At 36.4% G+C, this 13,072-nt stretch carries 9 protein-coding genes and 1 pseudogene; 6 read left to right on the top strand and 4 right to left on the bottom strand.

All coding sequences use genetic code 11. The features are described 5' to 3' along the window. Positions 1 to 82 precede the first annotated feature (82 nt). On the top strand, positions 83 to 526 hold the full coding sequence (locus CQA66_RS05515; protein ID WP_104762923.1) for a thioesterase: 444 nt from the start codon (positions 83 to 85) through the stop codon (positions 524 to 526). Beyond that, complete coding sequence (locus CQA66_RS05510) at positions 526 to 1,722, top strand: glycosyltransferase (RefSeq protein ID WP_104762868.1); 1,197 nt, start codon at positions 526 to 528, stop codon at positions 1,720 to 1,722. Before CQA66_RS05515 ends, CQA66_RS05510 begins: the two co-directional genes overlap by 1 nt. Positions 1,723 to 1,761: 39 nt before the next feature. On the opposite strand, the gene CQA66_RS05505 is transcribed toward CQA66_RS05510, so the two are convergent. Further along, on the bottom strand, positions 1,762 to 3,888 hold the full coding sequence (locus CQA66_RS05505) for an RNA degradosome polyphosphate kinase (RefSeq protein WP_104762867.1): 2,127 nt from the start codon (positions 3,886 to 3,888) through the stop codon (positions 1,762 to 1,764). A 126-nt stretch (positions 3,889 to 4,014) separates the two neighbouring features. Between CQA66_RS05505 and CQA66_RS05500 the strand changes: the two genes are divergently transcribed. Together CQA66_RS05500 and CQA66_RS05495 are read left to right on the top strand one after the other, a co-directional pair. Then, positions 4,015 to 5,520, top strand: a complete 1,506-nt coding sequence (locus CQA66_RS05500; protein WP_233707714.1) for a zinc-binding metallopeptidase family protein — start codon at positions 4,015 to 4,017, stop codon at positions 5,518 to 5,520. A gap of 5 nt (positions 5,521 to 5,525) precedes the next feature. Further along, complete coding sequence (locus tag CQA66_RS05495; protein ID WP_104762922.1) at positions 5,526 to 7,181, top strand: phospholipase D family protein; 1,656 nt, start codon at positions 5,526 to 5,528, stop codon at positions 7,179 to 7,181. Between the two features lie 100 nt (positions 7,182 to 7,281). Here CQA66_RS05495 and CQA66_RS05490 read toward each other — a convergent pair whose 3' ends face one another. After that, positions 7,282 to 8,967, bottom strand: coding sequence for an N-6 DNA methylase (locus CQA66_RS05490; protein WP_104762865.1), 1,686 nt, complete (start codon positions 8,965 to 8,967; stop codon positions 7,282 to 7,284). Positions 8,968 to 9,076: 109 nt separating this feature from the next. Then, the gene (locus CQA66_RS05485; protein WP_158657006.1) at positions 9,077 to 10,303 is read right to left on the bottom strand and encodes a glycosyltransferase family 9 protein; all 1,227 of its coding nucleotides are present in this window, start codon (positions 10,301 to 10,303) and stop codon (positions 9,077 to 9,079) included. 122 nt (positions 10,304 to 10,425) lie between these two features. Here CQA66_RS05485 and CQA66_RS05480 point away from each other — a divergent pair, with 122 nt between their 5' ends. Both CQA66_RS05480 and CQA66_RS05475 read left to right on the top strand, forming a co-directional pair. After that, positions 10,426 to 11,958, top strand: a complete 1,533-nt coding sequence (locus CQA66_RS05480) for a hypothetical protein (RefSeq protein WP_104762863.1) — start codon at positions 10,426 to 10,428, stop codon at positions 11,956 to 11,958. A 171-nt stretch (positions 11,959 to 12,129) separates the two neighbouring features. Next, a complete protein-coding gene (locus CQA66_RS05475; RefSeq protein ID WP_104762862.1) occupies positions 12,130 to 12,624 on the top strand; it encodes a hypothetical protein in 495 nt (164 codons plus the stop codon). A gap of 1 nt (position 12,625) precedes the next feature. On the opposite strand, the pseudogene CQA66_RS09290 reads toward CQA66_RS05475, so the two are convergent. Next, positions 12,626 to 13,072: pseudogene (locus CQA66_RS09290) on the bottom strand (hypothetical protein); the annotation flags it as partial.

The raw sequence follows: 13,072 nt of genomic DNA, 5'->3' as shown, positions 1-13,072 counted from the left end.
CTGCTCTTGATTATGTGAAGTTCTTAATTTTGTGTTAGAATCTTATTTTAAAATGTTTGTATTGATTATAAGGAGGATTATGATGTCAGAAGAGAATCTTGTGCAAAGTACCCCTTTTACAAATCACCTAGAAGATAGAAGTATCGCTAAGGATTTAAATTTTAAATTTTCAGGTGAATTAGTGGGACTTGCAAATAATCTCTCTAAAGTAGTTTTTACCCCTATTCCAGAAATGTGCGTAGATTCACGTCTGATTCATAGTGGATTTGTGTTTAGTTCAGCCGCCCATGCCGCCCTAACTGCCCTCAATAAAAAAAACAGTCTTATTATTGGTGCTGATGTAAAGTTTTTGGCACCCATTGAATTGGGACACGAAGTTATTTTTAAAGCCGAAGCCTTGCAAGACGACACTAAAAAATGCGAAATAAAAGTAGAAGGCTTTCTATTAGATATTAAAATCTTTTACGGTATATTTTACGTTGCTGTATTCGACAAAAAAATCTTTAAATTGAAATTTGATAATTAATGATTGTAGCCATTATTGTAGATAGCTATAACGATAGAAGTAATGGAACTTCTATGACAGCCTTTCGTTTTGCAAGAGAACTCATTAAGAGAGGGCATGAAGTACGTGTGGTAGCAACGGACACGCAAGAGAATCGGCATGAGGCTATGGGAAGCGAAGGAGAGAAGTTATTTTTTGTTAGAGAGCGATATATCCCGCTTGTTACAGAGATTTCGCATAAGCAGCACATGATTTTTGGTTATCCGGATTCACGAGTTTTAGAATCTGCCCTTACAGGGTGTGATATTGCGCATTTTTATTTGCCTTTTGCGTTGGAAATTGCGGGAATGCGAATATGCAGAAAAATGCGAATCCCTTATATCGGTGCATTTCATCTTCAGCCGCAACATATTAGTTACAATATGAATATGGATTTTGCATGGTTTAATGCGTATTTATTTAGGAGATTTTATAGGGTATTTTACCGTTATACCCATCATATTCATTGCCCAAGTAAACTTATGGAAGATGAAATACAGAGGGCAGGATATGCAGGCAAGAAATATGTAATTAGCAATGGATTTCAGTTGAATATTACAGAATCAGAAACGCAACATGTTGATGATTCTTTTTTTCATATTATTTCAGTGGGTAGATTCTCTAAAGAAAAAAGACAAGATGTTTTAATCAAAGCCATTGCTCAAAGTAAATACGTAAAAAACATTAAACTGCATTTGCACGGGCTTGGTCCTAGAGAAAAGTATTTGCGCAATTTATGTGATAGTCTTTTGCCCAATCAAGTAGAATTTGGTTTCATCGATAATCATGATTTAATCAAAAAGCTTAAATGTATGAATCTTTATGTGCATCCCGCGCAAGTAGAAAGTGAAGCTATCTCATGTTTAGAGGCGGTCTCTGTGGGCGTGGTTCCTGTGATTGCAGATTCAAAAGTGAGCGCAACTAATCAATTTGCCCTCGACTCACGTAGTTTATTTATAACAAATAACGTGGAGGATTTGTGTGCGAAGATTGATTATTGGATAGAGCATCCTCAAGAATTACAGGCAATGAAAAGTAAATATAAAGAATCGGCATCGAACTATTCGCTCGATAGAAGTATTGATAGAATCTTGGATGTGTATAAAGAAGCTATTGCGGATTTTAAGAGCAACCCTAGTCTTTTTGAGATTCATAATGCTTTAATAATGGACAAGTAGGACGAGCAGGGATGGGCTGTGTTGTGGGTATGGTAGAAATTATGATTCTCCCATCATTCTAGTAATCAATCTTTTCATTTTCTCGTTGACTTTTTTGTTGGCATTGTGGATTTGATTAGTCATACGTTCCCATGCGTCTTGCGAATTTAATCCCCCTTCTTTTGCTGGAACTTTATAATATTCCCCATCGCTTTTTAATTCATAACGTTGCAATGTGTCGTTTAACTGCAGAGTAAGAATTTGCATTAGTTTTTCTGCGATATTTGATTCTATGGCGGGTGTTAATAATTCGATACGTCTTTCTAAGTTTCTTGGCATAATATCTGCGCTTGCAAAATAAATAGATTCTTTAGCGTGCTTGAAGTAATAGATTCTGGCATGCTCCAAGTATTTCCCTACGATAGAGTAGACATGAATATTTTCGCTTAAGTTTTTTACCCCGGGCTTTAAACAGCAGATTCCGCGAATAATCAAGTCTATTTTTACTCCCACTTGAGAAGCTTTGTAAAGAGCGTTGATAATATCTATATCCACGCACGCATTGGCTTTCATAATGATTTTACCCTGCTCTTTATACGTAGATTCGTTGGCGATAAGCTGTAAAAGTTGCTCTTTGATTTGTGTTGGTGCGGTGTAGAGAGATTCTAATCTTACATGTTTGGAGCTTCCAGTAGACAGAGAATGGAAGAACTTCACAGCATCTTTAGCAAAAAGCGTATTAGCACTTAGTAGGCTGACATCTGTGTAGATTTTCGCACTTTGTGCATTATAATTCCCCGTACTTAAATGCACATACTCACGGAGCTTATCGTCTTTTTTGCGGATAACTAAGGCAATTTTTGCGTGCACTTTAAGGTTGGGTATTCCATAGATAACATGTGCCCCAGCAGATTCTAAAGATTTTGCCCAATGCAAGTTGTTTTCTTCATCAAATCGTGCCTTAAGCTCTACAAGAACCGTTACTTGTTTGTTTTCTGTTGCTTCCATAAGAGCCTTTACGATAGGAGAGTTATTCCCTACACGATACAACGTCATCCTAATTGATAGTACATCGGGGTCTTTTGCTGCTTGTTGGATAAAATTTATTACCGAATCAAAGCTTTCATAGGGGTGAAACAATAATATATCTCCTTTGTCAATGCAGTCAAAGATATTGCCAGCACCATCTAATGGCGGCAGGACTTTTGCGGCATATTGCGTGGAAGTAAGATAGGCGTATTCCTTTAATCCTATTAATTCCCAGAATGAATTAAACCCAAGAGGCGTTTGGTATTCATAGACGTCTTCTTTTGGAACCTTGAGCTGCGAATTCACAAATTCAAGCAGTTTTTTATGTTCTGCTTCTCTCTCTGTGATACCTACTTCTAATCGTACAATCTCGCCTTTCTTGCGGGATTTTAAACCTTCGCTCATAAGTACAATAAAGTCATCTGCTTCATCTTCCTCGATTTCCATATCGGCGTTTCTTGTAACGCGAAATGGCATATACGCAAGAGTTTCATAGCCCTCAAAGAGCTCGTCAGCAAATTCTCCTACAATACTTTCTGTGAAAATAAAGGAGTCTTTATTGACACGTACGAACCGCTTGAGGACACGCGGTATTCTTACCATGCCATATTTAATTTCTTTGGTTTCTTTATTTTTTAACATAATAGCAATCGCGAAACTAAGATTATTGAGATGTGGAAATGGATGGACAGAATCTACAACAATCGGCACGATAATCGGGTAGAGGTAATTTGTGAAGTATTGATGTACTTCTTGTTTTGTTTTTGCGTCCAGCTCTGCAAAGTTACGCAAGATAAGCTTTTCCTTGATTAGAGCCTTTTTTATATCGTTATATAAAGTTACAATCTCTTGTTTTTCCTTATTGATATATTCTCTAATCTCTGTAAGTTGCTCCAAAGGCGTAAGCTTATCAGCTCCACTTTCTCTAACGCCATTAGAAAATAGTCTTTGTAGCCCTGCGACACGAATCATATAAAATTCATCAAGATTTGTACTATAAATAGCGAGGAACTTCAACTTCTCTAAGAGAGGCAACTTTGTGTTTTTTGCCTCATTAAGGACTCTCGTATTGAATCGAAGCCAGCTTAATTCACGATTAAAATAATTTCCCTTATGATAAGATTCATTAATGGTATATTGTGTTTTTTCCTTTTGCATACATGCTCCTTGTCTCTATGTATATTTTACAATATTTTTAGGCAGCTAATTTGTAAACTTATAACCTTGCCTAAAATCATATAGAACATAGCTATAATATTGTGATTTTTTGGTATGGGGGATATTATGCTAAATGAAGTTCTTTCTATTTTTTATCAGCTTACCACTATTCCACATGGGAGCGGCAATACACAAGCAATGCGATCGTTTATAGAATCTTTTGCAAAAAAGTATGGCTATGCAGTTAGACAAGACGAAGCAAGGAATCTGTTAGTTTATACAGAGGGCGAAAAGCCGTTTGTTTGTTTGCAGAGTCATTATGATATGGTGTGCGTTGGTGCGGCAATGCAGAATTCCCCTCTTACACTCATTAATAATAAAACTTGCGAAAATGGCAGAGAACAAACATGGCTCAAAGCGCAAGATTCAAGTTTAGGCGCAGACAATGGAATAGGTGTAGCTATCATGATGTATTTTATGAGCAAGGGAATTACTGCTGAATTTCTTTTTACAAACGACGAAGAAATAGGTATGATAGGCGCAAAGAATTTAAAAATACCCATAGAATCTAAGATTCTTATTAATTTGGATTCCGAAGTTTTGGGTGAAATTACAGCCGGCTGCGCGGGAGGATTTGATTTTTCTTTTGCAAGCGACTTTGAGATACAAGAAATTGCGCCACATTGGCATTATTATATTTTGCAATCGCATAATTTTGCAGGTGGGCATAGTGGGTTAGATATTAATAATGATAAACCTGAATTTCAGAATGCCATTTTAGCAAGCGCGGAGTTCTTATGCGAAGTACAGGACACACAAGATTCAGCAACACAATCGTTTTATGTTATTAATTGGCAGGGAGGAGAAAAGCGCAATTCTATTCCCATTAATTCTAAAATAATTTTGGCGACTCTGCAACAGCTTGATTTAGAATCGATTAATAAAAAATGTCCAAAATTCTTTAGCATGCAGGAGCTAGAGGAATACAAGGCAAGCGACAAGCTACATTCTGTGAATGAAGATTTTTTAGACGTACCGCGTGCCGCGACGTTTGCTATTCTTTATGAAATAATAAAAAGTCTCGATATAGGCGTATTAGAGAGCAAAGGCGAACAAGTTCAAAGCTCTTTGAGTTTATCGCATATTTCTTTTGCAAATGGACATCTTGAATTGTCTTTTATGGGTAGAGCAAACACAAAATCACTTTTGGATTCTAATCTCAAGAATTTGCGCGAAACTTTGTCGCAATCGTATAGCAGTCAGATTCCAAATACTTCTGTGTTGCAGATGAGCGAATATTATATTCCATGGGAGAGGCAACAAGCCACACATTCTTTAGCTGCTACAAAATCGCAAGAAATTATTGATTCTTTGTTGCATAGTATGGAGTCTAAGCTTTCCGCTCTGGATATTAAGCCAAAAATTGTGGAGTTACATGCAGGGCTTGAATGTGGTGTTCTGCTTGCTTGCCTGCAGGATATGGGATTGCAAGATATTGTTGCGTTAAGCATTGGACCTACAATCAACTCTCCGCATTCCCTTAATGAATGTGTTTGGATTGAAAGTATAGAAATCATACTTGCGATTCTTCAAGACTTTATAGCCAAATATGATTCAGTGTTAGAAGCATGATGCGCATGTCTTTTGGTTATTTGTCTTCGATCCTTGGCACGTTTGTTACATGCTTAAGCACCTTTTTATTTGCCGCATTAATTATCCTTATTCTTACCGCATGCTCTCCTTTAACTTCAATCAATCATAGCACGCGCTCTGATTATATGCCACAATACAATACTTTTACTAGTCCCATTGCGACACCTTATAAAGAGGAATTACGAGGGAATCAAGATGGAGCCTTAATTATTGCCGATGGCACTAGCGCATTGTTGCATAGGCTTGCTTTTGTGCAAATGGCACAAAGAAGCATTGATATTCAAACGTATATTTATAAGAATGAGCTTACCTCACGACTTTTGCTCTATGAGCTCTACAAGGCTGCGGATAGGGGCGTTAAAATTAGAATCTTAATTGATGATAACGGCATCTCGTCAGATTTTTATGACATTATGCAGTTAGATTCTCACAAAAATATAGAAGTAAGAATCTTTAATCCTTATTTTTTTAGATTTGAAGCATTACGTGCGTTTGAGGCACTCTTTGATTTTAGTCGCATTAACAAACGTATGCACAATAAACTTTTTATTTTTGATGATACGGCTCTTATCGCGGGCGGAAGAAATATAGCCGATGCGTATTTCGATAATGCTTCAGTGAACTTTACGGATACAGATTTGCTTTTTATTGGGAATATCGCTAAAGATGCGAAACTAAATTTTGAACAGTTTTGGAATTATAAACGTAGTATCCCAGCCAATCTTTTCCCTAGCGAACGTACTAAAAGAAAATACAGCAAAAAGGCACAAAGTCTGCAAGCAACAAAAAAATATCGCATTAGCAATGACGAGTGGGAGGAATATCTCCGTGACATAGAGGAGTTTAAAACCAAATACTACAAGAAAGAATTTCATATTTCTTGGGGCGATGGAATATTTTTGGCAGATTTACCAGATAAAGTTGATAGAGGCAACGATATGATTAAGACTCCTATTTTAGATGCTCTTATGTACAATCTCAATCAAGCCAAACACTCTATTGTTATTTCTTCGTCCTATCTTGTTCCCGGTTTGGCCGCTTTAGATTCGTGGAAAAGATTTATTGAACGTGGAATAGACATTCAAATATTAACAAATTCATTAGCCGCAATAGATGTGATCCCCGTATATTCGCACTGGGAGAATTATCGAGACAAGATTGCCCTTATGGGGGCAAAGGTGTATGAATATCCAAATTTTACGGCACAAAAAGCAAGGTTAAAGAACAAAGCCAAATTCTATAATGCGCAAAAGAGTAAAGTAAGCCTACATTCTAAAAATATGATAATTGATGATCGTATTATTGCTGTGGGAAGTTTCAATCTTGATTATCGCTCCGCAATGCTCAATACGGAAAGTATCGTATTTTTTAAAAGTCAAGAATTAGCTAAGCAACTTAAACAAATCACAGAAGCACAAATGGCAGAATCTTACGCGATAGTCTGTGATAGCATGACAAAACGTTGCCATTGGGAGCTATCTCTAGCGCATTCTCCCAAATCCGATTTCGCTAAATCAGAGCAAGACACTCAAGAATCTATGCAGCAATGTGTGCAAAAATTCTATCATTCCCCCAATACAAGTCTATGGCTTAGAATCTATAAGACACTGGCAAAAATTATGCCAGAAAAGCTATTGTAATAGTTTGATTGGTTTTGATAGAGCATTATTGATTTTGCATTTTGGTTAAGCGAGCTATACTAGGAAATCATCTATGAAAACAATAAATGCAATGAAAACATTAACTTTGCTTAAGTCTTTCTAATCTTGATTCTAAAATTTCAAAATCAGCTTTTAATTCTTCTATCTTTTGCATTTTTGCGATACTGCCAATAAGATAATCAGAGGGGATTCTGATTTCTAAGAGTTCATTAGTATAAATGATGTTTTCCCCGCTTTTTTTATACATTTCAGAGAGGCATTCAAACCCTTTCAGCGAGAAAAAATAACAATATAATCCAATGGCTTCGCCCTTGCTTTGCAATCGTAAAATCAGAATACCAGCATTCGCTACGGCGATGAAATTACTAACGGTGTTACTTAGAATCGTCATCTTTGGAACGGTTCCTCTCAATGACAATAAAATATCATAGGGTTGTAAGCGGTATTTATAAATTTTTTGCGTATCTCCGCTTGTTTTTTTATTTTCAAAGTGAGTACTAAAACCGCAAGGTGAGAAGTCTGCAATGCCAATATCATAGTATTCGATGCTGCTATCTTTGTTGCTCCCATAGACGCGTTGCCCGCGAAATACATTTATCCCCATGTCTCCCAAACGGAGGGAATCTCTATGATTTTGAGCGTTAGAGAGATAATAGCTTGCGCGTAAATCATGAATTTTTATCTCTTCTATGCTTGTAAGTTTCGAAAACTGCGTTTGTTTTTTCTTTTTGAAAATATTGGCTATTTCGTGAATATTCGTGAGTTGATTGTATTTGCCGTCTTTTGTGAAGAAATAAGGATTGTTTGCATTGATATGCAGTATGTTTTGGTTGTTGTGCGAGATGATGAGTATTGAGAAATCGTGGGATTGATGAGGGAATATGTTTTTGGGTAGCTCTATTACGGCTTCTAACATTTGCTCTTGCACTAATCGCTCTCTTAGTTTTTCTTCTAAAAAGCTTTTTTGCAATGTTTGATTGCGCACGATAAATACGCCCCTATGCTTCAAATGAGAAAGAGCATGAGTAAGAAATGCCAATTCTGGATAATTCTTCGCGAGCATGCCCGTTTTACTGAATCTTTCATCTTCTTTTAGTTGTTCTATGCCCATGTGAATATAAAGTGGCGGGTTACAAATCACTTTGTCAAATTCCGTTAGTTTGCCTTGTTCTTTAAATAATGGCTTGCGTAGAATATCATTGACATATAATTTGTATTCTTTGATGCCACTAAAGCGAGCAATGAGTTTTGCAATGTTTGAGAGTTTCCAGTCTAATTCTTCACCATAGAGTGTAATATAGGGATTCTTATTGCCAATTGACAAAAAAATACTTCCGATACCATAGCACGGATTATAGACGCATTCTCCATCGTGTAATTCCAATAGTAGGATAAGCAAATCATTAACCTCTTTTGGCGTGGAATAATAATAGAGTTTATTGGTTGTCCTTTTTTGCGAAATAATATGCAAAAAATGTTCGACGTCACCAATCTCAACATTACTAGAATACAGGATTTTTAATACTTTAAGGATATTGAGCGTTTTGCTAATAGGAATATAGAGTTCATTACCTATGAGGTTGTGCAGAGCTGTTGCAAACTCTTCTTTAATAGGATGTCTTTTGTGCGCTTTTGTAATAAGTTGAGACATGGTTTCTGAAGATTCTTTGCGAAAGACGAAGAGCTCAAGCATGATATTAACAACGTCCAAAATATCAGAGTGATATTGTTTGATGTAATCAAAGCAATCAAGTAATTTTTTCACAAAATTCCTCAACGATTGAGCTGTTATTTTATAAGGGGGATTCCTATAACCTTAAAGTTTGCTAATTTTTCGAATATATTATATCTTAAATTTTTATGCAATGTGAAATTTATTGTTTTTGCAGCAGTAGCGATTCAGCAATATTAAGTACTTCATCGGGGGTAATAAGCCGCATGCAATTGTGATGGGAAAGCGGACATACGCGTTTATAGCAAGGCATGCAGGGCAAAGTTTTTTTGACAATAATACTAGAATCAATGGCAATAGATTCTGTGTGGGTTGCAGAATGTGCCTGTTGTTTGTGCGATTGCGTAAGGAATTGCTGTTGATAAAAATTAGGACTCCATGGGCTGCACCATGCAAGTGGCATAGGACCAAAGAAAACAATGCTAGGGATTTTTAATGCTTTGGCAATATGCATAGAGCCGCTATCATTGCCAATATAAAGCGAGCATTGCTGCAGCGATTGAATAAGACTAGGAATATTTGTTGCGCCTGTAAGATTCTGCAATCTCGTATGGTGCTCTTGTGGCAATATATGCAGGATGCTGCGCTCTATACGCGCATTATACTCTTCTTCATTTTTTGCCCCATAAAGTCGGACAATGTGCCCCCTTTTTAGTAACGTTATTGCTACTTCGCTGAAGTACTCTGGTAACCACATTTTTGAGATTCCATAGCTAGCTCCAGTACTTATGGCAACAATAGACGCGTTATTGTGATTTTGTTGTTTAGTTTCATTGTCAATCAAATGTAATTGCTCAACTTGTGAAAAAAGTTTATTTTGCAGACTACTTGCTTGTGGATTGCTGATGTAATTAATTGTCTGTAAGTCAATAGATTGAAAGAATGAGTACGGCAAAATGGGTAGTAGGAGATTTGCATAGCTTAATACCTGATGATTACATGCAGGAGGTCTGCCACTTGCAAATTTGACATTGTGTGTAAGTAAAAATTTACGTACCCCAAAAGCGTTTTTATCACCATAGCCCACTGTCATTTTCGCTGAAATTTTTGAAAGTAGAAATGCGGAGAAAAAATTATTTTGCGCCGTTATCGCACAATCAAGTTTGATTTGTGATTGTGCAAGGTAAACATTAATATTAGCCGCAAGCGCATTGATTGCTTGTAGACGTTGAATAATATTTTTTGCTTTTTTACTGTCATCTATAAAGATTTTAATGATATGGTCATTTAGACAGAAGACATTCGCAGTAAGGGCATTACCCACTAGGATACAGCGCACATTAGGATAAACTTTACGTAGTAAGACAATTGTAGGTGTAAGCATGATTGCATCGCCCAACCAATTGGGGAGTCGTATAAGAATATACATATCATTCCTTGTTGAGGTTAAGCTGTGCCAATTCAACATTTTACAATTTTTTTATAGAATTTGTTTTTCATCTTTACAGCCTCCGTTTAAAATATTACAATTTTTTAGAGAGGATACGAATTATGATACATGAACAAATGACAACAGGAAATACAGGATCTCTGGCTTTTGTAAAAAGGATATTATACCGCACATCTATTGTTACAGGTCTTTTGAGCACACAGAATCTTGTTATGGCTAATTCAGAGCTGCCCTCTGCGATGCCGCAAAACGTGCATGAAGCTACAAAAGAAGTAAAAAAAGATTCTGAGTTGCAAAATATTTTTACAGGCATAAAGGTTAAAGGGTTTGGCTTTGCGAGATATTTTACTTTGAACGGATTTGATAGCGCGAGGAAAAATGCACAAAGTCAGCAGTATCGATTGAAACTCGATGTAACTACCGGGAAAGTTAAGGGCTTTAGTGCCACAGCAGGGATCTTTTTCTCTCAAGGCTCAAGCACACCAGATGCAGGTGGAAATACCGACAGTGCTGTGCAAGGGGGCAGAGGAACGGCTTATAACGATAATTTTTCAGATAGATTCAATATTGGACAGATTTATGCAAGCAAAGAGTTTGTTCGCGATTCGTGGAAAGCAGCTATAGATGTAGGCAAGATAAATATTGCATCTCCGTTGAGTGATAAAAAAGTCGATTTGGGAACGGGCATTGTTGTGAATGCGAAACAAAAGGTTAGCACAGGGAGTCTCAGCTATTACGGATCATTTTTTGATAGTTGGAGTGGAGATCATGTTGGTTACAACATTAGACGAAGAACACCTCAAGTAGTTGGTGGCGCAAGCATTGGCACAAATCAATTGTCTGGGAGCATTGGTATTGGCAATAATTTTACATTGCTTGGTATAGGTGGCGATTTCAAGGAATGGCAATTTAAAGTCTATGGAGGGAACATTTGGGGATTTATGGATATTGTTTCGTATGGTGATGTGAGCTATAAGATGAAATTGAGCGATAGCATGCAACTTGTTTTTCTTGCACAAACAAGCTTAGCATCACTTAGTCGCAATGCGAGATTAGAGCTTGGTTTTAAAGGCAATGCTGCTACTAGTAAATTTGATACCGAATTAAGTAGTGCGGCACAGTTTAGAGGTATTTATAATTTGCAAACACAATTTAAAATTGCCAAGTCTTCTCTAAGCATAGGTTATCTAGGGAGCTTTGGTGATGGATATGGTGTTCTTGTAGATTATAAAGGAGGCATATCTACAGGGGGTAAGGTCTGGAATGGGAATCTTACTGCAACTTATGAAGGATTGGGTTTGTTAGGATCTGGTAGCTTTAATAATAGTAGTATCAATGTTGCCTATATGGTTGCCAAATATGGGTTTAAAATTCCATTACAAATTGGACTTGATATTGCCTATATTTTTGGCAATACTAATATGCCACATTTAAAAGCTTCTTCGGCGAGTCCTAATACTATTACGCATTCCACCCTTTCACAACAATTTATTTGGAACGCTGCATTTGTAGAGATTACTCCGTCAATTAACTATAAATTTACTAATAATTTAGAAATTTCTTTCTTTGCGGCAACATTTCTAGGAGATATTGAATTTCTTAAAACAAGAACTGAATTGCAATATACTTTTTAAGGCACACTAGCGAAACTTGTTATTTGTGTTTATGATTACTCTTGTGCGGCTGTTAAGCGGCAAGCGAATATTTTGTTTTGCTGTTGCTTTATATAACGCAATAAAAGTGAGAATTTTTTCTTATAACAATTGGAAGTTAAGTATAATTCTGCAAAACAGTAATGGATGTGGATGAATAGATATTTGTATTTGCTTGTTATTTTTGTGGGGATAGTAGTAGTTGGTTGTGAGAAAAAAGATTCTTATGATACAGCGGTTTCTTCAAAGGCTTCGTTACAAGAGGAACAATGGCTTTTTGAAAGGCAATATATACGAAATATTAATGATTCAAGCTGGGAAAAAGTTTCTTTAAGTGCATTAAATAATTACGTGGATTTTAAAATTGATTTTACCTTTATATATACGGGCAAATCGCAAAACTGCGGGCTATACGCAAAGGGCATGCTTGTAGATGAAGCACAAGAAAAAAATAAAAAACAGAAAAAATTTCTCCTGCGACCCAATCTGATTCCGCAAACAGTGATTCTTCTTACTCGGCAAGATAATTCTCGCGGCAATTCTCCTAATAACTATACGGTAAATATAGAAATTTCTAATATAGCTGAATTTATTAGAATCTGTGGCGATGCGCACCAATATGCAGCAGGAGAATACAATTTACAATAATTCATTGTATGCCAAGCGCGCTATTCATCAACGTGATAATATCTTGAAGTATAAGATTCCTTGCTTCATGCTCTAAATTTTCGTTGCAATGAAAATACAGAAAGGATATTGCAGCCTGATATACTAACATATTTTTACCATCCAAGAACGGGATATTACACTGACTTGCTAGTTTGCAAAATGTTGTTAATTCGCCTTGTTGATACATTAAATCAAATGCTAAATTTGAACGCGTGAATAATGACTGTAATATTTCTTTAGGTAATGGTAGATTCTTGCTAAGACCAGCACTTGTTGCATTAACAATGATGTCATATTCCAATATATCATGTTTTGCGTGGGTTACTTCATACACAATTTCCGTGAAGTTCTTCGTTTCTGCATAAGATTTAAAAAAATCAAGTTTTTCGCTACTGCGATTTGCAACACAGAATGGAATCTCATAACG

The organism is Helicobacter aurati, assembly GCF_003364265.1.
Classification (GTDB): Bacteria; Campylobacterota; Campylobacteria; order Campylobacterales; family Helicobacteraceae; genus Helicobacter_A; species Helicobacter_A aurati.
This window is presented reverse-complemented; position numbering and strand designations above follow the sequence as displayed.

Bases quoted from the DNA above. Each gene is read 5' to 3' on its own strand.
- CQA66_RS05475 (WP_104762862.1), top strand. From the start codon at position 12,130: ATGAATAGATATTTGTATTTGCTTGTTATTTTTGTGGGGATAGTAGTA.
- CQA66_RS05495 (WP_104762922.1), top strand. From the start codon at position 5,526: ATGTCTTTTGGTTATTTGTCTTCGATCCTTGGCACGTTTGTTACATGC.
- CQA66_RS05480 (WP_104762863.1), top strand. From the start codon at position 10,426: ATGATACATGAACAAATGACAACAGGAAATACAGGATCTCTGGCTTTT.
- CQA66_RS05500 (WP_233707714.1), top strand. From the start codon at position 4,015: ATGCTAAATGAAGTTCTTTCTATTTTTTATCAGCTTACCACTATTCCA.
- CQA66_RS05505 (WP_104762867.1), bottom strand. From the start codon at position 3,888: ATGCAAAAGGAAAAAACACAATATACCATTAATGAATCTTATCATAAG.
- CQA66_RS05515 (WP_104762923.1), top strand. From the start codon at position 83: ATGTCAGAAGAGAATCTTGTGCAAAGTACCCCTTTTACAAATCACCTA.
- CQA66_RS05510 (WP_104762868.1), top strand. From the start codon at position 526: ATGATTGTAGCCATTATTGTAGATAGCTATAACGATAGAAGTAATGGA.
- CQA66_RS05485 (WP_158657006.1), bottom strand. From the start codon at position 10,303: ATGTATATTCTTATACGACTCCCCAATTGGTTGGGCGATGCAATCATG.